Raw genomic sequence first — 21404 nt, 5'->3', positions numbered from 1 at the left:
CGGTTCCGGCATGCAGAAGGCGCCGGGCCTTCCCGCGATGGCGGGGCGGCCCGGCGCTTTTTTTTGTGCGCGAGTCGACGCCGGCGGCGTCAGGCGCGTTCCACGAACGCGTAACGGCCTTCGACCTTGCGCGGCGTGAACCAGCCGTAGTCGGGGAACAACCGGTTGCGGACGAACCACACGTAACCCACCAGCACGACCGTGATCGCGAGGCTCGGCAGCGCGGCCGCCGGATCTCGGCCGAGATCGGCGACGGTCTTCGGCATCTGCAACAGCGACAGCAGGATGAACGCGTGATACGCGCCGACACGATGGGTCGCAAAGCCCCAGATGAACAGCAGCGACAGCGGCACGGTCAACGCAACGAATACGGTGACGAGGACGGTGCCGGCGCCGGATGCGAAGAAGTAGTACGCAAGCATCAGGCTGATGACCAACTGGGCGATGCCGAGCGCGATCAGGATCCGGATGTGCACCTTGTTCTTGCGGCAGCGTTCGGGGTCCGGGCGCGACGCGATCAGGTGCGCGAGCACGCGATCCTTGAGCCCCTGTCCGGACAGTTCCGCCAGCGCGTCGGCCTTCCTCGTTCCCGCGGACAGCAGCGCCGCGATTCTTGTTTTGGCTTCCTTCCTGTTCATTGCTTGGCGGATTGTTGTTCGAGGGTGGTCAAAGGGGGCAGCCACGCGAATATTGCATCTTGCGCAGCCGTGCGCAACGGTTTTGCGGTGTGCGGACACATTCTTGCAGTCGCCGGCTGCGTGGCGGCGAAGGCGGGAAGCGGCAGGCGATGCGACGGCACGGAGCCGCCGCCGTTTCCGCCGGGACGCGATGAGCGCGAGTCAGTCGCAGGCGGTCCGCGCAGCGAGCGTCGTGCGTGATTCGACGGACGGCCCGCGTCGTCGCGTCGCGCCGACGAGCATGCCGGCGACGACGAGCGCGATGCCGGCGATACGCGTGCCGGTCAGCGCTTCGCCGAACAGCCCGACGGCGAACAGCACGGCCGAAACCGGCGCGACCGCGGTGAACAGGGCCGCCTCGGTGCCGCTCGTGCGCGCCGAACCCGCATACCAGCACAGGTAGCCGAGCACGGTCGGAATCAGCGCGTAGTACGCGATCGCCGACACGGCGCCGACGGTCCAGCCGCTCTCCACCGCACGCCATTCGAACGCGGCCGGCACGAGCGCGAGCGCGAAGCCGAGGCCCGACATCGCGGTGGAAAGCGCAAGCGGCGGCAACGGCGCGGCAAGCCGCCGGTTGAGCAGGATGAAAACCGCTTCGCATGCGACGGCCGCCAGTACCAGCGTATCGCCGGCAAGCGTCTGCAGCGACGGCATCGCGTGGCCTGGCGCGAACGTGACGAACAGCACACCGGCGGTGGCGAGCGCGGCAGCCAGCCAGTCGCGCGGCGTCTGCGCCTCGCGCAGCACGACGGCCGCGATCAACGTCGACATGGCCGGCAGCGTGCCGAGCATCACCCCCGCATCGAGCGGCGACGACAGCTTCGTCCCGCTGATCAGCAGCACCGTATAGCCGACGCCGCCCGCCGCCGCCTGGATGACGAGCAGCACGGCGTCGCGTGCGGAAACGCGCGGCCAGCGCATGCGCTGCGCGCGCATCAGCGCGAACAGCAGCGGAGTCGCGATCAGGAAGCGCAGCGCGGTGGCCGCGAACGGCGGCAGGCCGCCGGCCGCGAGACGGCTCGCGATGACGGTGCTGCCGACGCCCGCCATCGCGGCGGCGAGATAGAGATAACCGATCAGGCGTGTCTTCATGCGCCGCATTGTCGCGTACCGGGCGCGGAACGTCTTGAACGAAATTGCAGCGGCGGGGGCGTTGAATACGGTGCGCCGTCGACATGCCAGGACGCAATGGGGCGCGGCTCACGTTGAGCAGCAACCGCCTGCGAATGCAGTGCGCCCGACGGCGTCGCGCTGCGCGCGCGACGGCGCGGCTTAACCCGCCTGCGTGAACCGCCCCGGCGTGATCCCGAACTGGCGCGCGAACGCGCGCGTCAGGTGGCTCTGATCGGCGAAGCCGGCTTCAGCCGCGGCATCGGCGATCGGCAGGCCGCCGGCCAGCAACGCGCGCGCCAGCCGCGTGCGCGACTGAACCAGATAGGCATGCGGCGTGATGCCGAGCTCGCGCGCGAAGCCGCGCAGCAACTGGAAGCGGCTGACGCCGCTCAGGTCGGCCAGTTCGGCGAGCGACACGGGTGCGGCCGGCGCCGCGTCGAGCCGCTCGCGGGCGACGCGGACCGCCGGTGCGACGCCGGCCGCCGGCAGCGTGCGGTTTGCGTGCCGGGCGAGCAAACCGGCGACGAGCATCACGAGCGCTTCGTCGCGGGCCAGCGGCTGGGTTTCGCCTGCGACGATGCGCGCATGCAGCCGGCCGACGGCGGCCGCGAGCCACGCGTCGCGCACGGCCGGATGCGCGAGCTCGACGCTGCCGACGCCTTCTTCCGCCGCGACGCCCGCGACCAGCGCGGGGGCAAGGTACAGCATCCGCCAGCGCCGGCCGGTGCCGGCTTCGAGCGGCGAGCCGTCGTGCATCTCGCCCGGGTTGACCATGATCGTGTCGCCGGCCAGTGCGTCGACCTGCCCGCGGCCGCTCCACGACCGATGCGCACCGCTGACGATCACGCCGACCCCGAATTCGTCGTGCGCGTGGCGCGGAAACGCGCGATCGGATTCGAGGGTGATCGCCTCGATGCCTTCGCCGGTGCGTCGGTAGTGGGTGACACGGTGCATGTGCGCTCCTCGCGCCGGTGGCGGCGCGGATCACGTGCACTTTAGCGCGTTCCGGCGCCGCGCGCCCTTCATCCGTTTGGCGGATACCGCGCGGCGCGCACAACCCGCACCATGTGCGCATGAGCAGCGTACACGGCCCGCCGGGCCTGAAGCTGCGCGGGAGAGGGCAGGTGGAACGACAGGATCCGGTATTCATTCAGGTGGGCGCGCTGGCGGACGGCTTCGCGCCGGACGCGAACGTTCTCGCCCCCGTCGACGCACTCGTCGGGCGGACGCTGACGCTCGGCGACGCATCGGGCGCGTGGCGGGTCTATACGTTCGAGCCGGGCGCGCTGCAGTGGCGCGATGCGGCGACCGGTACGGATGGCCGCGCGGCGTGCCGCGTGACGCGGCTGCGCGACGGGCTGTACTTCGTCGACTACATCGATGCCACCGCTCGGGCGACGTCGGTGAGCCTGGTGATCGATCTCGACACCGGCGTGTGGACGTCGGTCGTCGGTACGCTGCCGACGGAAGCCGACACACGCATCGATGCGTTCACGCGCGTCACGCACGGGCTGCCGCTGACGGCGGTCGATGCGCAATTCCGACACGGTACGCTTGGCGGCCACGCCCGGCCGGGGCCGCTGCACGCGCCGACGCGCGAGCTGATCGGCAAGCGGACGATGTACCGCTACAGCCCGACCGAATGCTACGAGCACATCTACCTGAACGAGAATTTCTACGCGTGGCAGTGCCTGCAGGGCGTCGAAGGCGGGCTGGCCGATGTCGACCGCTGTCATTACTTCAGGATTGCAGACGAGCTTTACTTGTTCGTGTGGCGTGAGAAGGTGGTGCCGACGCTCGGCGTCGTGCTGATCGACTTCGCACAGCGCAAGACCGACGGCAAGATCTTCGGCTATCAGGGCAGCGATTTCGGCACGTTGTCGAATTTCCAGATCGGTGCGTACGCGCAGGTGCTGAACGAAACCGTGCATCCGCTCGGCGACGAGGCGCAACGATGAGTGCCGTGCTCGGCAGCGACCGCTTGCGTGCGGATTTCAGCGGCCGTGTCGTGCTCGTCACGGGCGCCGCGCAAGGGATCGGCGCGGCGATCGCGCGCCGTTTCGCGGAATCCGATGCGTTCGTCGCAGTCGCCGACCTGAACGGCGATGCGGCAGCCGCGCAGGCCGACGCGCTGGCCCGCGTGGGCGGCGATGCACGCGCGTACCGGGTCGATGCCGCGAGCCGGGCCGAACTCGATGCGCTCGTCGTGGCGGTCGAGCGCGACGGCGGCCGGCTCGATGTCGTCATCCACAATGCCGCGTATTTTCCGTTGACGCCGTTCGCGCAGATCGACGAGCCGACGCTCGACCGGACGCTGTCGGTCAACCTGTCGGCGTTGTTCTGGCTTGCGCAGGCCGCGTTGCCGGCATTCGCGCGCGCGGGGGCCGGGCGGCTGCTCGTCACGTCGTCGGTGACGGGGCCGCGCGTCGCCTATCCGGGGCTTGCGCATTACGCGGCGTCGAAGGCCGGCGTGAACGGCTTCATTCGGGCGGCGGCGCTGGAGCTGGCGCGCCGCAACGTGACGGTCAATGGCGTCGAACCGGGGATGATCCGCACGCCGGCGGCCGGCAATCTCGGCGACGCGTCGGTCGCGGCGCAGATCGCGCACGACATTCCGCTGGCGCGGCTGGGCGAGCCGGACGACATCGCGAACGCGATGCTGTTTCTCGCGTCGGCCGACGCGGCATACATCACCGGGCAGACGATCGTCGTCGACGGCGGGGCGACGTTGCCGGAGAGCGGGGCGGTGCTGGGAGAAGGGTAGCGGCGAGCCAGCGAGGGCGGCGGCCGCGGCGAGCCGTGCGGTCATCTGCTGGCGGCCCGCGCCATGGGGCCGTGCCGCACGCCGCCGCCGTGACTACAGCCAGCCGTTGCGGATGAATTCGACGATCGAATAGCGACGAGGCTCGAGATCGTGCTGCCGCACGGCCTCGACGATCCGCGATACGCCATCCGCGTAGGGCGTATCGCCGGATACGCGCGATTCGAACTGCAGGCTGCAGGCGCCGTCGTCGATGCGTATCCGATGAACCGCATGGCGGCCGAGCTGATCGGCCGGGATGCCGAATTCGCTGTGCTGAACGGCCGGGTCGCGAACGGAGCGGATGGCTTCCGGTCGCACGCCGAGCGACTGGGCGATGCCGACGGCCGTGCCGGGGACGGACGTCTTGCCGGCCTGATGCGACTCGGTCACGCTGATCTCGCAGTCGCGGAACAGGTGGCCGCTGGTTTCCAGCATGCTCATGAACTTGAGCATCAGGATGTTCGTGTTCGGACACAGCACGACCGGAAAGCCGTACGTTCCTGTTTCGAGGTCGGAGCCGGTCGACAACTCGACGAGCGGGGACGCGGTGGCCTGGCAGAACGCGATCGCCGCGGCGAGTTCGCGGCCGGAACCGGCGTGGACGACGATCGACCGGGCGTCGGTTCGCGTGCTGTCCGACCACGGCATCACGCGACAGGTGGCCGGATCGAGCTTGTGCGAGCCGAGCAACTCGTTGGCGAGCTTGCCGGTTCCGATGACGAGTACTTGCATGGGATGGACGGGTTGAGGTTCGGGATGCGAGTCGGCGGTGGCGCGGGCCGTCGGCGGGCCAGCCCGGCTGCGTTGTCGCGGGCCATGAGTGCCGGGCATCGCGCATTATGCCCGGCCGTCCGACTGCGTGCTCGTCGACCCGCGCAGGCATCGCACCGTCTCGCGACGTATGGGCCGCGATCTGTTTCGCGATGCCGCCGACGGGTCGCCGCCAGCCTCCCGTCGACCTTTCGCCGATTTCCCTCCCGGCCAGCCACGGTCCACCGACGGACGAACCGCGCGACCGCACCCTCATCCCGTGCGCACGAACGCGTGAACGGCGCTACGCTGTCGGCATTTCATCCCCATTACCCTCGATCCAGGAGAACACATCGATGGAACACGACCTGAAAGGCAAGGCAGTCGCGATTACCGGCGGCTTCGGTCATCTGGGCGTCGCGACGGCCGCGTGGCTCGGCGAGCGCGGCGCACGCGTCGCGCTGATCGGCCGCGGCGCGGCGCCGGCGGCGCAGGCGCTGCCCGGCGTGCCGGCCGATGCGCTGCGCATCGGCGGCATCGACCTCGTCGATCCGCAGGCCGCCGTACAGGCGCTCGACACGGTGAACCGCGAATTCGGCCGGGTCGACGCGCTGCTGAACATCGCCGGCGCATTCGTGTGGCAGACGGTCGCCGACGGCGATGCCGCCACGTGGGACCGCATGTACGAACTGAACGTGAGGACGGCGCTGAACGCGTCGAAGGCCGCGCTGCCGTACCTGGTGGCGAGCCAGGCCGGTCGCATCGTCAACATCGGTGCGGGCGCGGCGTTCAAGGCCGGCGCGGGGATGGGCGCGTATGCTGCCGCGAAGGCGGGTGTCGCGCGGCTCACCGAGGCGCTGGCGGCGGAACTGCTCGATCGCGGCGTGACCGTGAACGCGCTGCTGCCGAGCATCATCGACACGCCGCCGAACCGCAAGGACATGCCGGACGCCGATTTCTCGCGCTGGGTCCGCCCCGAACAGCTCGCGGCGACGATCGGATTCCTGCTGTCGGCCGACGCGCAGGCGATCACCGGGGCGTCGATTCCGGTGAGCGGCCGCGTCGCGTAGTGCGCCGGGGGAGGGCTCGCCAGGTCCGGCCGTGCGTACAATGTCGCACCGGATTGCGCGACCCGGACCCGAGACCGAACCCGACACCATGACTCAGCCCACCATCCTGATCGCCGAAGACGAACAGGCGATCGCGGACACGATCGTCTATGCCCTCGGCACCGACGGCATGCAGACCGTTCACTGCACGCTCGGGCAGGCGGCGCTCGACCGACTGCGCGACACGCGTGTCGATCTCGTGGTGCTCGACGTCGGCCTGCCGGACCTCAGCGGCTTCGAGGTATGCCGACGGCTGCGCACGTTCACCGATGTTCCGGTGATTTTCCTGACCGCGCGGCACGACGAGATCGACCGGATCGTCGGGCTCGAGATCGGCGCCGACGATTACGTCGTCAAGCCGTTTTCGCCGCGCGAGCTGGCTGCACGGGTGCGCGTGATCCTGCGCCGCTTCCGCCGGGTCGCCACACCGGAGCCGGCGCCCGCGCCCGCGTCGGCCGACGCGCCTGCACCGGTCGCCGCCGGCTTCACGCTCGATGCCGACGGCGCGCGGGTGGCGTGGCTCGGCCACGCGCTGGACCTGACGCGCTACGAATTCGGGCTGCTTGCGTTGCTGGTCCGGCATCCGGGCCGCATCTACTCGCGCGAACAATTGATGGATCTCGTGTGGCACGAGGCGCTCGATTCGGCCGACCGCACGGTCGACACGCACATCAAGACGCTGCGCGCCAAGCTGCGCGCGATCGATCCCGAGCGCGACCCGATCCGCACGCATCGCGGGATGGGTTATTCGCTGCAACCGTAACGATCGACACCGCCCATGCATATCGGCCTGCGCATCTTCTTCGGATTTTTCCTGATCGTCGGCCTGGCCGCGCTGATCACGCTGCGCGTGTTCGTGCAGGAAGTGAAGCCCGGCGTGCGCGAAGCGATGGAAGACACGCTCGTCGATACCGCGCAGGTGCTGGCGACGCTGGCGGCCGACGACATGGCGACCGGCCATATCGCCGACGGCGCGTTCGCGCGGCAGCTCGGGAAACTGCACGAGCGCCCGGTCAGCGCGAACGTGTGGGGCATTCAGAAGAACGCGATCGGCTACCGTCTCTACATCACCGACGCGCACGGCATCGTCCGCTACGACTCGTCCGGCAGCGCGGTCGGGCAGGACTATTCGCGCTGGAACGACGTATACCGGACGCTGCGCGGCGAATACGGCGCGCGCAGCACGCGCAGCGATCCGAACGACGACAGCAGCACCGTGATGCACGTGGCGGCGCCGATCCGGCGCGGCAACGAGATCATCGGCGTGCTGACGATCGCGAAGCCGAACCAGACGGTCGCGCCGTTCATCGCGCGCAGCCAGCGCAAGATCATGCTGTACGGCGCGTTGCTGATGGGCGGCGCGATCCTGATCGGCGCCGCGTGCACGTGGTGGCTGGTGCTCGGGCTGCGGCGCCTGCAGCGCTATGCGCGCGCGATCGCGGCCGGCGAGCGCGCGTCGATGCCGCTGCAGGGCGCGAACGAGCTGGCCGAACTCGGGCGCGCGGTGGAAAGCATGCATCAGCGGCTGGAAGACCGGCAGTACGTCGAAACCTACATCCACACGCTCACGCACGAGATGAAGAGCCCGCTGGCCGCGATCAGCGGCGCGGCCGAGCTGTTGCAGGAAGACATGCCGGTCGCGAACCGCCGGCGTTTCACCGAGAACATTCGCCGCCAGGCCGGCCGCCTCGAACAGATGATCCGCAAGCTGCTCGCGCTGGCCGAGGTCGAGCAGAAGCAGCGGCTGTCGGTGCACGAGCCGGTCGCGCTGCGGCCGGTGCTCGAACAGCTCGTCGACGATATCGAGCCGCGCGCGCGGCAGCGCGGCGTGAGCCTGCGGATCGAAGCGAACGATGCGGCTGACGGGGCCGATGCGCCGGTCGTCGACGGCGATCCGTTCCTGCTGCGGCAGGCGCTCGGCAACCTGCTCGACAACGCGCTGGATTTCGCGCCGCAGGGCAGCACGATCCGGATCGCGCTCGAGCGGCAGCCGGCGGGCAGGGCGCACGTCGCCGTGGTGCGCGTCGCCGACGACGGCCCCGGCGTGCCCGACTATGCGCTGTCGCGCGTGTTCGAACGCTTCTATTCGCTGCCGCGTCCCGACGGGCAGGATCGCAGCACGGGCCTCGGGCTGTGTTTCGTCCGCGAAGTCGCGATGCTGCACCACGGCCGGGTCGCGCTCGCGAACCGCGCGGAAGGCGGCGCGTGCGCGACGCTCACGCTGCCGTCGGCGGGCTGACCGCGCGCTTCACGCTCGCCACACATTCGCTTCACGCCGGCTTCAATCGCCCTTCACCGGGGCCGCTCATGCTGACCGTACCTTCCACTCCGGTATCTGTCAGCAATGAATCGAGTCCTGTTGTTCAAGTCCATGATCACCGCGCTCCTGGCGCTCGCGATCCTGATCCCGCTGCAGATGGTCCAGAGCATCGTGCGGGAACGCGCCGACTATCGGCAGAGCGCGCTCCAGAGCATCTGGGCGAGCTACGCGGGCCCGCAGACGGTGACGGGGCCGGTGCTCGTCGTCCGTTACACGGAAGTCACGCGCGTCAGCGACGACGTGCGCGCCGGCGGCAAGGCGAAAACCAGCCTGAAAAGCGAGACGAAACGGCTGCTCGTGTTTCCGAAGACGCTGAACGTGGACGGCACGCTGTCGGTCAGCGTGCGCTATCGCGGCATCCACAAGGCGCTCGTGTACGGGCTCGACAGCCGGATGACGGGCACGCTGCCGCTGCCGGACCTGAAGAAGCTGCCGCAGGCCGACGGCCACGTGAGCTTCAAGATCGACGGCGCGTATGTCGCACTCGGCATCGGCGACCTTCGCGGGTTGAAGGCGCAGCCCGACCTGCGCATCGGCGGCAAGCGGATCGACGTGGAGCAGGGCACGCGGCTCGAGGGCCTGCGCCAGGGCGTGCATGCGAACGTCGATCTCGCGGCGCTGGCGGACGCAAACGCAGGCGCGGCGGTCGTGCCATTCAGCATCGGCCTGCCACTGGCGGGCGCCGAATCGGTCGCGTTCGCGCCGGTGGGCGACCAGAACGACTTCTCGCTGAAATCGACGTGGCCGCATCCGAGCTTCGGCGGCGAATTCCTGCCGGCCGATCGCACGATCGACGCGCGCGGCTTCGTCAGCAACTGGCACGTGACGTCGTTCAACACGAAGGCGCGCGAGCAAGTGGCGTCCGGCGACGGCGAGATCGAGATGGCGTCGGTGTCGGTGATCGAGCCCGTGAACGTCTATCTGCAGGCCGAGCGCGCGACGAAATACGGCGCGTTGTTCGTGATGCTCACGTTCGCGAGCTTCTTCATGTACGAGCTCGTGAAGCGGCTGCGCATTCACCCGATCCAGTACACGCTGGTCGGCCTGTCGCTCGCGCTGTTCTTCCTGCTGCTGCTGAGCCTGTCCGAGCACATTGCGTTCGGCTATGCGTATCTCGCGGCGAGCGGCGCATGCATCGGGCTGCTCGGCTTCTACCTGTCGTTCGTGCTGCACAGCGTGAAGCGCGGCGCAACGTTCACGACGCTGCTCGCGATGCTGTACGGGGCGCTCTACGGACTCCTGCTGTCGGAAGACAATGCGCTGATGCTCGGTTCGCTGCTGCTGTTCGCGATTCTCGCCGGCATCATGATGCTCACGCGCCGCGTCGACTGGTATTCGCTCGGCGCCGCGTGGCAGCCGCTGGCCGACAAGCCGGCGGCGGTGAAGCCGGGCGCGTCGGCGAAGTAGGCGAGCGAGCGGGTGGGATCGGCGATCGCGCAGTGAGGGACGCGTTCGTCGTCGCCCGCCCGGCTTGCCGAACGCGGCGGCGGCCCGGATCGCCCTATACTGACCGCTCCACATTACCGGACCACGCCGTGCCGAACCAAGCTTCCGGAGATCCGTCCATCGACGATCCCCGTCCGACCCCGCCCATCCAACCCGAACTGGAAGACTGCTGCAACAGCGGCTGCTCGCCGTGCGTCTTCGACCTGTACGACGAAGCGCTCGCGCGCTATCGCGTCGAACTGGCCGAATGGGAGGCGCGGCAGGCAGAGCGCGAGCATCGCAAATAAACCGGACGCCGGCGAGCGGCCATGCGTTGCATGCGCCGCGTCTGTTGCCGGCGTTGGACTGACGAGGCCAATCCCGTCGCGCACCAGGCGTCACGCATCCGCATGCAGCCGCCGATGCAGCGGCCCGAGCGCCATCGACAATGCAATGCAGCCCAGCAACACGATCGTCAGCGTGAACATCGACGTCCTGAACCCTTGCACGTAATCGAGTGCGGCCGGATGGACGCCGAGCCGCGCGAAGAACACGCCGCCGATCGTCGCGGCGCCGACCGCCGCGCCGATCTGCAGCATCGCGCTGACCATCCCCGACGCGACCCCCGCGCGCGCCGCATCGACTTCCGCGAGCACGATCCGCACGACCGACGGCAGCACGAGCCCTTGCCCGATGCCGATCGCCGCGATGCCCGCATAGAAGCCGGGCCCCGGCGCGCCGTCGCGGGCGAGCGCGGCGGCGATCGCGACGCCGGCCGCGAGCATCGCGAAGCCGAGCGTGAGCACGCGATATCCGCCGAAGCGGGCGACGAGGCGCGTCATCAGCAGCGGGCTCGCGAGGAAGCCGAGCCCGAGCGGCAGGATCGCGAACCCGGACGCGAGCGGCGACCAGTTCAGGCAGCCCTGCAGATAGATCCCGTAGCTCAGGAAGAACGCGCTGAGCATGTAGAACAGGAACGCGAGCAGAAGCCCGAGCGCGACGACCGGGTTGCGGAACAGCCGCACGTCGAGCAGCGGATCGTGGCCGCGCGCGAGCCGGCGCGCTTCGACCGTCAGCAGCGCGCCGAGCATCGGCAGCGCCCCGATGCCGCACGCGATCATCCACAGCGGCCAGCCGGCTTCCCGACCGTGCGTGAGCGGGTACACGATCATCAGCAGGAACAGCGACATCAGCACCGTGCCCGGCACGTCGATGCGCTGGCCGCGCGGCGCGCGGTTTTCCGGGATGAAGCGCCAGCTGCCGATCAGCGCCAGGATGCCGATCGGCAGATTGACGAGAAAGATCGCGCGCCACCCGAGCCCGAACGGATGCAGGCTGATCAGCGCGCCGCCGCCGAGCTGGCCGATCACGGCCGCGAGGCCGAACGCGAACCCGTAGAAGCCCATCACGCGCACCTGTTCCTGCGGGCTGAACACGCTGCGGATCGTCGCGAGCACCTGCGGCGCGAGGATCGCGGCGAACAGGCCCTGCAGTACGCGGCCCCCGACGAGCACCGTGCCGTTGTCGGCGAGCCCGCACAGCGTCGACGCGAGCACGAAGCCGGCCATGCCGACCATGAACATGCGCTTGCGTCCGTACAGGTCACCGAGCCGCCCCCCGGTGATCTGGACGACCGCGTTCGCACACGCATAGGCGGACACGACGAGCTGCAACTCGGCCTGGCGCGCGCCAATGCCGTCGCGAATGGCCGGGAGCGCGAGATTCACGATGAAGTAGTCGAGCGGCGGCAGAATGGCGCCGACCAGCAGGACCACGAGCGCCCAGCCGTGGTGGCCGCGCGGCGTCGCCGCGGCAGCCGCGCCGGCCGGCGCGCAGGGAGCGAGGGTGTTGTTCGTCATGATGAAAGCAGATCCAAAGAATGAGGGCCGGATAGACGATCGACGCGATCGGGCCGTTGACCGCTTATTCTGGGTATCGCCCATGATTCGGAAAAGCGGGAAAGAGTGGTAGCATCCATCGGGTTATTCGATGGATGGAGGATGACGATGCGCGGTTTCGACCTGGATCAGTTGCGCACTTTCGCGGCGGTCGCGGACGCCGGCAGCCTGACGGCCGCCGCGCCGCTCCTGCACCTGTCGCAGTCGACGGTCAGCGAGCAGGTGCGCAAGCTCGAATCGCGCGCCGGCGTGCCGTTGTTCGTGCGCAGCAAGCGCGGCGTCGAGCCGACGCCGGCCGGCTCGCGGCTGCTGCAGCACGCGCGGCGCATCGTCGCGCTGAACGAGGCCGCGTTCGACGAGCTGCGCGGGCAGGCGATCAAGGGCGAGCTGCGCGTCGCGATCACCGACTACTACCGCACGAATGAAGTGGCGGGCATGCTGGCGCGGCTGCGGGAGTGCTACCCGCAATTGAGCCTGCACGTGAGCGCGATGAAGAGCGCGGAGATCGAAGCGGCGCACGCACGCGGGCAGATCGATCTCGGCGTGGTGATGAACATGTCGAGCGGGCCGTTCCGGCCGGTGTCGGCCGACACGCGCTGGGTGCTGCGTCGCGAACCATTGTCATGGGTCGCGTCGCCGGCGCTCGCCGAGCAGTTGCCCGAGCCGCTGCCGCTGGTGCTGCTGCCGGACGACTGCATGATGCATCAGGTCGCGGTGCGCTCGCTCGACGAGCAGCACACGCCGTACGTGCTCGTGCACAGCGCGTCGGGCGTCGCGGGGTTGCAGTCGATGCTCGCGGCGGGGCTTGGGGTCGGCTGCCTGTGCGCGTCGGCGATCGGTGACGGCCTGATGCGGCTCGGCACCAAATACCGGCTGCCGCCGCTGCCCGACGCGGTGTTTTCGCTGACGCCGCCGCTGCCGGGCGAACGTGAAACCGTCACCCAGGCGCGCGAGGTGCTGTCGCGTCAACTGCTGATGTAAAACCATGCCGCGCGACACGCGGCGGCGCGTCATCGAGAGGCGCGCCAGGGGGCCACGGACATGAACGATGAGCTGAAGAGCGAGATGGCCGCGAAGCTGCAGGATGCGCTGGAACGCGTGGTCGACGAGCGTTCGCTGATTCACTTCCTGCGCGTGCTCGGCCATGACTGGCACACGGAGCGGCAGCTCGAGGCCGACGCGCCGCTGTCGCCATACGCGCACGCCGCGCTCGGTTGGGAAAATCGTTCGATCGGCGAATACCTGGAAGCGATGATCGACTGGGCCGAGGCGTCGGAAGAGGGGCTGCGCTTCTATGACGTGCCCGACAATCCTTGGCGGCGCATCGCCGATATCCTGTTCGCCGGGAAAATCTACGAATAGCGGCGGCCGCGCTATTCGTGCCCGCGGCTTTCTACTCGGCGACCTCACCGTCCGCATACGCACGCAGCCCGTTGGCCAGTGCATCGAACACGGCGCGGCAGCGCGGGCTCGTCCGCAGGTCTTCGTGCATCACGACCCAGGTTTCCAGCCGCATCGCGGGCCCGTCGGGCAGCACGCGCACGAGCCGCGCGTCGCGTTTCGCGAGCGCCGTCTGGCAGAAGCCGATCCCGTAGCCGGCGCGGATCATCGCGAGCTGCGCGAGATTGCTGTCGGTGCGCAGCGCGAACGCATCGCGCTTCCAGAGCGGCAGTCCACGCCCCGCCGAGCGGATGAACGGCGTGACTGTATCGAAGCCGATCAGCGCGTGATGCGCGAGTGCGTCGCTCGTCGCGGGCGCGCCGTGGTGCGCCAGGTAATCGTCGCGCGCATACAGCCCGACCTCGATGTCGCCGACGCGTCGCGCGACGAGCGCGTCCTGCGCGGGCGGCGCCATCCGGACCGCGATGTCGGCCTCACGCTTCAGCACGTCCTGGATGCGGTCCGTCGGCACCAGTTCGATCACGAGCCCCGGATGGTCGCGCCGTAACTGCGCGAGCATCGGCGGCAGCACCTCGACGGCGATCACGTCGCTGGCCGAGATCCGCACGATGCCGCGCACGCCGGCGCCGTGGCTGGCCGCCGCGCGCTCGAACGCGGCCGCCGCGCTGCGCAGCGCCTCCGCATGGCCGCGCAGCGCGAGCGCGGCCTCGGTCGGCAGCAGGCCCGACGGCGAGCGCGTGAACAGCGTCTGGCCGAACGCGGCTTCGAGCGCCGCGACGTGGCGGCCGGCCGTCGGCTGGGTGATGCCGAGCGCGCGCGCCGCGCCGGACAGCGAGCCTTCCGTCAGCACCGCGAGGAAGGTGCGGTAGCGTTCCCAGTTCAGATCGGTGGTCATGCATAAATGTATAGCCGATCTGCCAGGTTCGGCAATTCCTTGATAGCGACCGGCGCGCCAGAATGCGTGTCGTGAGGTGTCATTCAAGGAGAGCGGCAATGTTGGCAAACGCAGGCGGGGCGCAACGGCAGGCACTCGTGCTGGGTGCGAGCGGCGGGATCGGCGGGGAAGTCGCGCGGCAATTGCGCGATGCGGGCTGGCGGGTGCGCGCGCTCAAGCGCGGGCTCGACGCCGGGGGCGTGGAGCGCGACGGCATCGCATGGGTGCGCGGCGACGCGCTGGATCGCGAGGCGGTGGTGCGCGCCGCGCACGGCTGCAGCGTGATCGTGCATGCGGTGAACCCGCCCGGATACCGGAACTGGGCCACGCAGGTGCTGCCGATGATCGACAACACGATCGCGGCGGCCCGGGCCGCCCAGGCCACCGTCGTGCTGCCGGGCACGGTCTACAACTTCGGCGCCGATGCGTTTCCGGTGCTGCGGGAAGATGCGCCGCAGCATCCGGCGACCCGCAAGGGCGCGATCCGCGTCGAACTGGAGCGGCGGCTGCAGGACGCCAGCGTGCACGGCGTGCGGGCGATCGTCGTGCGGGCCGGCGATTTCTTCGGGCCGCAGCTCGGCAACAGCTGGTTCTCGCAGGGGCTGATCAAGCCGGGGCGGCCCGTCGCGACCATCAGCGTGCCGAGCCGCGGCGTCGGCCATCAATGGTCGTACGTGCCGGACGTGGCCCGCACGATGGTCGAGCTGATCGAGCGGCGCGAGACGCTGGAGCCGTTCGCGCGTTTTCATCTGGGCGGGCATTGGGATGAAGACGGCATGCAGATGGCGCAGGCCGTGCAACGCGTCGCGCAGCGGCACGGCATGCGGCCGACGCTGCGCGACTTCCCGTGGTGGCTCGTGTGGGCGGCCGCGCCGTTCGTCACGACGCTGCGCGAATTGCTCGAGATGCGTTACCTGTGGCGCGAACCGATCCGGATGGACAACGCGCGCGTGACCGCGGTGCTCGGCCGCGAGCCGGTGACGCCGCTCGATACGGCGGTGGAGGCGACGCTGGCGGGGCTCGGGTGTCTCGGGTGAGCCACGGTCGTCGCGGATGTCGCGCGGCTCTGCTATGATCCGCGCTTCCTTCCTCGACGCTGCTGCAGGAAGGTACCCACGACCGCCGGAATGCCGGAGGTCGCGTCGTACCTTTTTCATTTCCAGCAGCGATGTCTACTTTCCCTCGTCTGAAAAAAGCCTTGCAGCGGCAAGGCATCCATGTCGACCATCAGGCCGGCATCTACCATTTGCGCAATGAACAGTCGCAGGCTTCCGTGCTGCTGCCCGATTCGCTCCCGCTCGAGGAGAAGGCCGTGCAGCAGCTGCTCGCGTTCGCCGCGGTCCGGTCGCCCGATGGCCGCCACGGCGTCTGCAAGGCGTGCGCGACGCCCGATTTCCATCCGGGCGGCGTCGCGCCGGTCGGCTCGGTCGTCGCGACCGACGACGCGTTCGTGATTCCGGCCGCGATCGGCACCGACATCAACTGCGGGATGCGCCTCGTCACGACGGGTCTCAAGCGCTCGGCCCTCGCGCCATTCGAAGCGGCGCTCGTCGAGCGGCTCACGCGTACGATTCTCGCGGATCGCCGGGACGTGCCGGTCGGCGGCGACGCATTTCGCGCGCTGTTCGACGCGGGCCCGGCGGCATTCATCGACCGCGTGGCGCGGCAGGGGCTGTGGCAGCAGGTCGACCGCGACCGGCTGGCCGCTGAACTGTCGTCGTGCATCGGTCTCGCCGGGTTCGACGGCAGCGCGAAGTATGCGCCGGACGCGCATGTCGGCTCGCGCGACATGTTTCGCGACCCGAGCCTGGGCACGCCGGGCTCGGGCAACCATTTCGTCGAACTCCAGATCGTCGACGCGGTGTTCGACCGGCATGCGGCGTACCGCGCCGGGCTCGCGAAGGACGATGTCGTCGTGATGATTCACAGCGGCTCGCGCGATGTCGGCTTCTACGTCGGGCGGCGCTGGATGGATCGCGCGCGTGCCGCGTGGCCGGCCGGCGTCAGGCATCCGGAGAGCGGCCTGTACGGTCTGTCCGGCGAACTGGCGCGCGAATACCTCGTCGCGATGGGCACGGCCGCGCGCTATGCATGGCTGAACCGCGTCGTTCTCGCGGAAATGGTGCGCAAGGAGCTGGCGGAGCTGACCGGCGCGACCGGATCGGCGCTCGTGGTCGACGTGCCGCACAACGTCGTGCTGCGCGAGAACGGCATGAACATCCACCGCAAGGGCGCGACACCCGCGCGCGATGGCGATTTCGCGCTGATTCCCGGCTCGATGGGCGACGCGTCGTTTCTGGCGACGGGGCTCGGCCATCCCGACTGGCTGTGGTCATGCAGCCACGGCGCGGGCCGGAGCGTGCGCCGTCAGGCGTTGCGAAGGATGCGTACCGAGCACGCGCCCGGTACGTGGCGATGCGTGACGTTGCGCGACGAACGCCGGATTGAGGAGGCGCCGGAGGCCTACAAGCCGATCGGGCCGGTGATCGACTCGCAGGAGCAGGCCGGGCTGATCCGAAGTGCGGTCCGGCTGAAACCGTGGATCACGTTCAAGGCGTGACGGGCGATGGCGCGTGCGCGTTGCGTCGCCGCCATTTTCTGCGTCACGCGCAGCCACACACCTCGACCGCTTTCCGGTGCGTCGGGCCATGCCCGGCACCGGAGCGTCGGACAGAATCGAAGCACCCGCGGGGCAACAATTTTCCACATACCCGCGCGCATCCGATGAGCATCATGTCGTCAACGTCGATCAACGGGAAACGGGGGCGAGATGTTGCATTTCGGCTGGAAAGCGTCGGTTGCGGGAGCAATCATGTTCACGTTGAGCGGGTGTACCAACCTGGCCGGTGTGATGTCCTGCGGCAACTCGCAGTTCAACTTCCCGGACTATCACTGCTTCGAGTCGTACCGGTAGGAACAGGCGTCACGACCGACAGCCGTGGCGCCCGCGTCCCGTGCGGTTTTCCGTTCGCCGTCAAGCCACGACCGGCAACACCTCGACTGCGTAGCGATGCGTGAGACTGCGTCCGAGCACCGGATCGTGCAGCTCCATCTCGAACGCATCGCCGTTGCTCATCGTCGCGATCGTGCCGTGCACGGCGACCGTGCCGCCATACATCGCGCAGCGCACGGGCATCGCGTGGCGATCGTCGAACCGCTGCCACAGCGCGTCGGGCGCGAGCAGGCCGCTGACCGCGCCGTGCTGATACGCCGTCCGCTCGCCGTCGCGCGTAATCAGCCACGAACGCATCTCGAGCGCATCCCAGTGATCGGCGACATCCGCATGGCGCCACGCGTCGCGGCCGAGCGGCTTCGCGCACACCTGCTTCGACACGGCGACGCCGTACGCCTCGACTTCGCGATCGGTGTGATCGGAGCCGACCGTGACCAGTGTGCCGGCCGGGCTGTCGACCAGCACGCATTCGATCTCGCCGCCCGAGCGCGCACCGAGCACGCCGATCGAAGGAGCCTGCGTGAGCAGTGCCGACGACACGCGATAGAAGCACGGCGTGGTCGATGGCGGCGCGACGCCGAGCGCAGCGAGTTCGTCGATGTGTGCGCGGATCGCGGCCGGGTCGCGGCCGGCCCAGCCGGCGATCACGACGCGCTCGATGTCGACGTCGACGGCGGCCGGCGCGCGTTGCAGGGAAATCACGTTGAACGACAGGGTGGGCATGCGGATATCCGTTTGAAGTGCGAAGGAACGATGCGGCTGGTGGCGACGCTCAATCCTCGAGCGGCCGGTGCGCGGTCTCGCGCGCGGCGACGAGTGCGATCGACGTGACGACGAGCGCGGCGGTGACGTACAGCGACACGGCGGTCGTCGTGCCCGTCTGCCGGAACAGCGCGGCGATCACGAGCGGCGCGAAGCCGCCGCCGACGATGCCGGCGAGCGTGTACGCGAGCGACGAGCCGGCATAGCGCACGCGCGTCGGGAACTGTTCGGTCACGAATGCGCCCTGCGGGCCGTACATCACCGCATGGATCACGAGGCCGATCGCGACGGCCGCGACGATCGCCGCCGGGCGCGCCGAATCGAGCAGCGTGAAAAACACGAACGCCCACACGATCCCGGCCATTGCGCCGACGAGATACACGGGCCGGCGGCCGAAACGGTCCGACAGCGCGCCGAAGAACGGCACCGAGAGCGCGTTGCACGCCGTGCCGATCATCACGGCCGTCAGCGCGACGGGGCGCGACAGGTGCAGCACGGTCGTCACGTAGGTCAGCGTGAATACGACGATCAGCGCATACAGCACGTCCGAGCCGATTCGCGAGCCGCCCGCGATCAGCAGGCGCTTCCAGTGGTACTTCAGCACGTCGGCGACGGGCACTTCGGCGGTCGCGTGCGATTCGGCGAGCTGCTCGAACTGCGGCGTTTCGTCGACGCCGCGCCGCACCCAGAAGCCGAACGCGACGAGCAGCGCGCTGGCCGCGAACGGCACGCGCCAGCCCCACGACAGAAAGTTGTCGGGCGTGGTCGACAGCGTGACGAGCGCGATGCAGCCGGTGCCGAGCAACGTGCCGAACGACGGGCCGATCTGCGTCCACGACGCGGACAGCCCGCGTCGTTTCTGGTCGCCGTGCTCGACCGACAGCAGCACCGCGCCGGCCCATTCGCCGCCGAGCGCGACACCCTGCACGAAACGCAGCGCGACGAGCAGGATCGGGCTGAGGATGCCGGCCTGCGCATAGGTCGGCAGCACGCCCATCAGCGCGGTCGTCACGCCCATCAGCACGAGCGTGAGCATCAGCACCGCGCGGCGGCCGATGCGGTCGCCGAGGTTGCCGAACACGAAGCCGCCGAGCGGGCGCGACACGTAGCCGACCGCATAGGTGGAGAACGCGAGGATCGTGCCGGCCAGCGGATCGACCGACGGGAAGAACAGGTGGTTGAAAACGAGCGCGGCGAGCGTGTTGTAGATCGTGAAGTCGTACCACTCGAGCGACGTGCCGATCATGCTCGCGGTCGCGAGTCGGCTGTTGCGGACACGGCGGGGCGCGTGGGCGGCGGGCTGGGCGAGAGTGCTCATGGTATCGGGCGGGTCGTGACGGGTGACGGGGTGAAGCGCGAGGCCGGCGTGGGCGTCGGCGTCGAACGTTCAGGCAGGCAGCGCGGCATCGGCGGCCGGTTCGGCTTCGCGTCGCTGGGCGGGCAGCGGTGACGCGGCGCGCCACAGCAGGTCGAAGGTGCGCACGTCGTCGTGCCCGGCGAGCATGGCGGCCACGCGGCGAGTGGCTGCTGCGTCGCTGCCTTCGATCAGCACCAGCGCATCGGCGGCCGGATGGGCGGCCGCCGATGCGCCGATCGGCGCGGACAGGTCCGGTGACGTGCGGAAGAGCCGCGCGGCGTGGATGCCCGGTGCTTGCAGCGCCGCGTCGAAACGCTCGCGCAGTTGCGGCACGTCGATGCGATCCGGCGGCAGCACGAACAGTGCGAGATGCGCGCCTTCGCCGTCGCCGGCCTCGATCGTCAGCTCGCCAACGCGCCGCTGCGTGCCCGTCATGCGTTCGAAGTTCGCGAGCGACCACGGAGTCTGCTGCGTGAATGCGCGCCGGTACGCGTCGCCGTGGAACACGTCGAGCGCGTCCGTCACATACAGCGCGAGGTATCGGCGCGGACCGCCATCGGTCGCGCGAAACCGCCGTGCATGCGTGAAGCCGGGAATCGCGACACGCTCCTGCATGTGCTCGCGGTCGTACCACGCGTTGAAATCGGCTTCGTGCGCGGGGTCGATATCCGTCCAGACGCAGAGCTGGCCGTGCGGAAGGGAAAGGCGGGTCATCGCGGGGTTCCTCGTGACGGGGGATGTCAGGAACCCCAGTGTCCCGAAGACGGCCCGCGCCCGTCCAACAAGAAAACAAATTCGCGGTGAACAGGTTTTCTTATGAGCGGCGCGGGCGCCGTTTTGCGGCAGGCGCGGCAGGCGATGCGGCTTTCGTCGTGCGCTTCGGCTTCGTTTCCGCCGGGGGAATCGTCTTTGTCCCGGTTGCCCTGCGCGCGGGCGTTGCGTCGACGCGATCGGAGGCGGCCGGTGCAGCCGGTTTCGCGAGATTCGCGGCAGCCGCCGTCGCACGTGCCACTTCGCTCGCGAGTTCCGCGATGCGCGCGGCGACCGGCAACCCCTGGCTGCGGTACGTCGCGACGAGCGGCAGCGCCGGGAATTCCGGTTCGACGTCGAGCAGTTCGAGCGCGCCTTCATGCAGTTCGCGCCCGATGATCGCAGGCGGCAGCGCAGCCACGCCGAGCCCGTCGGCGACGAGGCGGATCATCGCGGCGACCGACGTGATGCAGTTGATGCTGGCCGGCCGTTCGACCGCCGCGAACAGCCGCTCGATCGTCGCGTGCGGCGCCGAGTGGCGCGAGAAGCTGATGATCGGAAACCCGGCCAGGCGCGCGACGTCGAGCGGCTGGCCGCCGAGCCCGAGGCGCGGGCTCGCGGCCCAGCGCACGGGGAATTCGCCCAGCGGCAGGTTCGTGAAATCCGGGCCCGGCACCGGATCGGTCTGCAGGATCAGGTCGACGCCATCGGTGCTGAGCAGGCGGATCAGGTGCAGCGTCGTGTCGCTCGTGATCTCGACGTCGAGGCGCGGATAGCGTTCGCGCAGTTGCGCCATCAGCGCGGGGAACCAGCTGTGCACGATCGATTCGATCACGCCGATCCGGATCAGGCCCGCGTCGCTCGCCGCATCGATGTCGCGCCGCATTTCGCCGTCGAGCCGCACGATCCGCTCCGCGTAGGCCAGCATGCGCCGGCCCGCGGGCGTGAGCGTGGCCGAGCGCGTGTTGCGGTCGAACAGGCGCACGTCGAACGCTTCCTCGAGCGAGGCGATGCGGCTCGACACGGCCGCCTGCGTCGTATGCAGTTTCTCGGCCGTGAGCCGGAAGTTTTCCAGCTTCGCGAGCCAGACGAAGGTTTCCAGGAACCGGATGTTCATCGAATCTCGAACGGTAAGGCGGTGCCGCGCCA

General features: G+C 69.4%; 21 protein-coding genes. 11 read left to right on the top strand and 10 right to left on the bottom strand.

Translation table 11 applies throughout. From position 1 onward, the window contains the following. Positions 1-89 precede the first annotated feature (89 nt). The 3 genes from A9Z05_RS18200 to A9Z05_RS18190 all read right to left on the bottom strand — a co-directional run bounded on the left by A9Z05_RS18200 (position 90) and on the right by A9Z05_RS18190 (position 2747). Positions 90-638, bottom strand: coding sequence for a permease (locus A9Z05_RS18200; protein WP_069619352.1), 549 nt, complete (start codon positions 636-638; stop codon positions 90-92). A 201-nt stretch (positions 639-839) separates the two neighbouring features. After that, entirely contained in the window at positions 840-1772 is a 933-nt protein-coding gene (locus A9Z05_RS18195) for a DMT family transporter (protein ID WP_069619351.1), read from the bottom strand. Between the two features lie 180 nt (positions 1773-1952). Beyond that, positions 1953-2747 carry an AraC family transcriptional regulator gene (locus A9Z05_RS18190; RefSeq protein WP_069619350.1) on the bottom strand — a complete coding sequence of 265 codons (795 nt, stop codon included), beginning with the start codon at positions 2745-2747 and terminating at the stop codon, positions 1953-1955. A 170-nt stretch (positions 2748-2917) separates the two neighbouring features. Between A9Z05_RS18190 and A9Z05_RS18185 the strand changes: the two genes are divergently transcribed. Then, a complete protein-coding gene (locus A9Z05_RS18185; RefSeq protein ID WP_069619349.1) occupies positions 2918-3751 on the top strand; it encodes a molybdenum cofactor biosynthesis F family protein in 834 nt (277 codons plus the stop codon). Then, positions 3748-4557, top strand: a complete 810-nt coding sequence (locus tag A9Z05_RS18180; RefSeq protein WP_069619348.1) for an SDR family oxidoreductase — start codon at positions 3748-3750, stop codon at positions 4555-4557. Before A9Z05_RS18185 ends, A9Z05_RS18180 begins: the two co-directional genes overlap by 4 nt. 93 nt (positions 4558-4650) lie before the next feature. On the opposite strand, the gene A9Z05_RS18175 is transcribed toward A9Z05_RS18180, so the two are convergent. Further along, on the bottom strand, positions 4651-5328 hold the full coding sequence (locus A9Z05_RS18175) for a dihydrodipicolinate reductase C-terminal domain-containing protein (RefSeq protein ID WP_069619347.1): 678 nt from the start codon (positions 5326-5328) through the stop codon (positions 4651-4653). A gap of 374 nt (positions 5329-5702) precedes the next feature. On the opposite strand from A9Z05_RS18175, the gene A9Z05_RS18170 reads away from it, so the two are divergent. The 5 genes from A9Z05_RS18170 to A9Z05_RS18150 all read left to right on the top strand — a co-directional run bounded on the left by A9Z05_RS18170 (position 5703) and on the right by A9Z05_RS18150 (position 10508). Next, positions 5703-6416: an SDR family NAD(P)-dependent oxidoreductase gene (locus tag A9Z05_RS18170; RefSeq protein WP_069619346.1), complete on the top strand. Its 714-nt coding sequence runs from the start codon at positions 5703-5705 to the stop codon at positions 6414-6416. 88 nt (positions 6417-6504) lie between these two features. Continuing rightward, positions 6505-7218: a two-component system response regulator CreB gene (creB, locus tag A9Z05_RS18165; RefSeq protein WP_069619345.1), complete on the top strand. Its 714-nt coding sequence runs from the start codon at positions 6505-6507 to the stop codon at positions 7216-7218. A gap of 15 nt (positions 7219-7233) precedes the next feature. Next, complete coding sequence (creC, locus tag A9Z05_RS18160) at positions 7234-8694, top strand: two-component system sensor histidine kinase CreC (RefSeq protein WP_069619344.1); 1461 nt, start codon at positions 7234-7236, stop codon at positions 8692-8694. A gap of 105 nt (positions 8695-8799) precedes the next feature. Then, on the top strand, positions 8800-10182 hold the full coding sequence (gene creD / locus A9Z05_RS18155) for a cell envelope integrity protein CreD (RefSeq protein WP_069619343.1): 1383 nt from the start codon (positions 8800-8802) through the stop codon (positions 10180-10182). A 128-nt stretch (positions 10183-10310) separates the two neighbouring features. Then, entirely contained in the window at positions 10311-10508 is a 198-nt protein-coding gene (locus A9Z05_RS18150; RefSeq protein WP_069619342.1) for an oxidoreductase-like domain-containing protein, read from the top strand. Between the two features lie 90 nt (positions 10509-10598). On the opposite strand, the gene A9Z05_RS18145 is transcribed toward A9Z05_RS18150, so the two are convergent. Continuing rightward, complete coding sequence (locus A9Z05_RS18145) at positions 10599-12059, bottom strand: MFS transporter (protein WP_069619341.1); 1461 nt, start codon at positions 12057-12059, stop codon at positions 10599-10601. A gap of 147 nt (positions 12060-12206) precedes the next feature. On the opposite strand from A9Z05_RS18145, the gene A9Z05_RS18140 reads away from it, so the two are divergent. Both A9Z05_RS18140 and A9Z05_RS18135 read left to right on the top strand, forming a co-directional pair. Beyond that, positions 12207-13079 (top strand): LysR family transcriptional regulator, encoded by an 873-nt coding sequence (locus A9Z05_RS18140; protein WP_050017430.1) that lies wholly within the window; start codon positions 12207-12209, stop codon positions 13077-13079. Between the two features lie 60 nt (positions 13080-13139). Then, entirely contained in the window at positions 13140-13460 is a 321-nt protein-coding gene (locus A9Z05_RS18135) for a hypothetical protein (RefSeq protein WP_069619340.1), read from the top strand. Between the two features lie 31 nt (positions 13461-13491). Here the strand turns inward: A9Z05_RS18135 and A9Z05_RS18130 are convergent, their stop codons facing one another. Next, complete coding sequence (locus A9Z05_RS18130; protein ID WP_069619339.1) at positions 13492-14394, bottom strand: LysR family transcriptional regulator; 903 nt, start codon at positions 14392-14394, stop codon at positions 13492-13494. Positions 14395-14492: 98 nt separating this feature from the next. Here A9Z05_RS18130 and A9Z05_RS18125 point away from each other — a divergent pair, with 98 nt between their 5' ends. Further along, positions 14493-15470, top strand: a complete 978-nt coding sequence (locus A9Z05_RS18125; protein ID WP_069619338.1) for an NAD-dependent epimerase/dehydratase family protein — start codon at positions 14493-14495, stop codon at positions 15468-15470. Positions 15471-15601: 131 nt separating this feature from the next. After that, positions 15602-16993, top strand: coding sequence for an RtcB family protein (locus A9Z05_RS18120; protein WP_069619337.1), 1392 nt, complete (start codon positions 15602-15604; stop codon positions 16991-16993). A gap of 414 nt (positions 16994-17407) precedes the next feature. Here the strand turns inward: A9Z05_RS18120 and A9Z05_RS18115 are convergent, their stop codons facing one another. The 4 genes from A9Z05_RS18115 to A9Z05_RS18100 form a co-directional block, all read right to left on the bottom strand. After that, positions 17408-18109: a DUF2848 domain-containing protein gene (locus tag A9Z05_RS18115; protein ID WP_069619336.1), complete on the bottom strand. Its 702-nt coding sequence runs from the start codon at positions 18107-18109 to the stop codon at positions 17408-17410. Between the two features lie 49 nt (positions 18110-18158). Then, complete coding sequence (locus A9Z05_RS18110) at positions 18159-19466, bottom strand: MFS transporter (protein WP_069619335.1); 1308 nt, start codon at positions 19464-19466, stop codon at positions 18159-18161. Positions 19467-19535: 69 nt separating this feature from the next. After that, positions 19536-20219: a DUF4286 family protein gene (locus tag A9Z05_RS18105; RefSeq protein ID WP_069619334.1), complete on the bottom strand. Its 684-nt coding sequence runs from the start codon at positions 20217-20219 to the stop codon at positions 19536-19538. Positions 20220-20319: 100 nt separating this feature from the next. Continuing rightward, complete coding sequence (locus A9Z05_RS18100; protein WP_069619333.1) at positions 20320-21372, bottom strand: LysR family transcriptional regulator; 1053 nt, start codon at positions 21370-21372, stop codon at positions 20320-20322. Positions 21373-21404 lie beyond the last annotated feature (32 nt).

This window comes from Burkholderia sp. A2 (assembly GCF_001729305.1).
Taxonomy (GTDB): Bacteria; Pseudomonadota; Gammaproteobacteria; order Burkholderiales; family Burkholderiaceae; genus Burkholderia; species Burkholderia sola.
Note: the sequence above shows the minus strand (reverse complement) of the source record. Positions and strands in the feature narration are given on the sequence as shown.